We start from the raw sequence: 1,085 nt of genomic DNA, 5'->3' as shown, positions 1-1,085 counted from the left end.
GAATTCGCAGTTCCATGATGTTGGTGTCCTTCCAGGGCATTGGTACCCTCCTTGTGGAGGTCCATCGTCCCTGTCTCGTCACCTGCACGCTGCGAGAAAAGTGTCACCCATCCGCCCCGGTCGTACCCGAGTGCGGCCTAACCCCTCGCTCAACCGGAGAGCCAACGGCAGGCCACCAGGCCCGGTCTGGCGGTACGCGGTACATTTTCGCCAGTCCGGGCCTGGCGTCCTGCCGTTGTCTCCCGGTTAGCTCGAACGTTAGGCCTCATGAAGCACCTTCGCGGCATCTCCTTCCTGCTAGTCTTGGTCTCTGTGCCTTCCCTTGCATGGGCAAACGCAGGTATCCCAATGCTCGCGCTGGTATGGCCGGCGCAATGGTTGGCCTTCTTCCCCGTCGTCGCTTTCGAGGCACTCTATATCGCGCGAACCCTCAGCATTCCATTCAGGCAACAACTGAAACCACTCGCCCAAGCCAATTTACTGTCAACGCTCGTAGGCATTCCTCTTGCTTGGGCCGCACTGTTAGTCGTTGAGTTTGCGGTGGCCGGGTTAGCCGTGACAGCGCTTCCCGAGAATGTTGCCGAGTCGAACCTCGTGCGAGTCCTAACCTTTCCCTTCACGGCCCCCTGGATCGGTGGCTCAAGCGAGCATGAGGTACGCTTGGCCTTCATCGTTCTCATGTTTCCATTCTGCGCCGTATCTGCCTACGTTGAAGCCAAATTCCTCAAGAGGCACTTCTCAGCGCTTGACGCAGAGCGCTCCAGACGAGCCATCATCATGAGCAACGTCCTCTCCTATCTCTTCCTCGCAGCTATCACGCTTCTCGCGTTCTCGTTCGCGTAGCGACATGAGGCCTAACCCCTCGCTCAAGCGGAGCGCCAACGGCAGGCCACCAGGCCCGGGCCGGTGGTACTCCGTACATTTTCACCGGCCCGGGCCTGGCGTCCCACCGTCGGCGCCCGCTTAGCTCGAACGTTAGGGCGCACAAGAGAGCCACTGTGATTCGCATAGAGCCGATTAACTCCAAAGACCCGTCCGTGGCTGATCAGATCAGAACCGTCTTTGCGCTCGCGTACACCCAGGAG

The 1,085-nt window shown here is 59.6% G+C and carries 1 protein-coding gene; it reads left to right on the top strand.

What is annotated here, in order from left to right; genetic code table 11:
- Window positions 1–267 precede the first annotated feature (267 nt).
- The gene (locus JMV16_RS22275; RefSeq protein WP_201496526.1) at window positions 268–843 is read left to right on the top strand and encodes a hypothetical protein; all 576 of its coding nucleotides are present in this window, start codon (window positions 268–270) and stop codon (window positions 841–843) included.
- Window positions 844–1,085 lie beyond the last annotated feature (242 nt).

It is taken from the genome of Rubrivivax sp. A210 (assembly GCF_904426505.1).
Lineage (GTDB): Bacteria > Pseudomonadota > Gammaproteobacteria > Burkholderiales > Burkholderiaceae_C > Rubrivivax.
The sequence above is the reverse complement of the archived record's forward strand: the minus strand, read 5'-3'. Positions and strand labels throughout refer to the sequence as shown.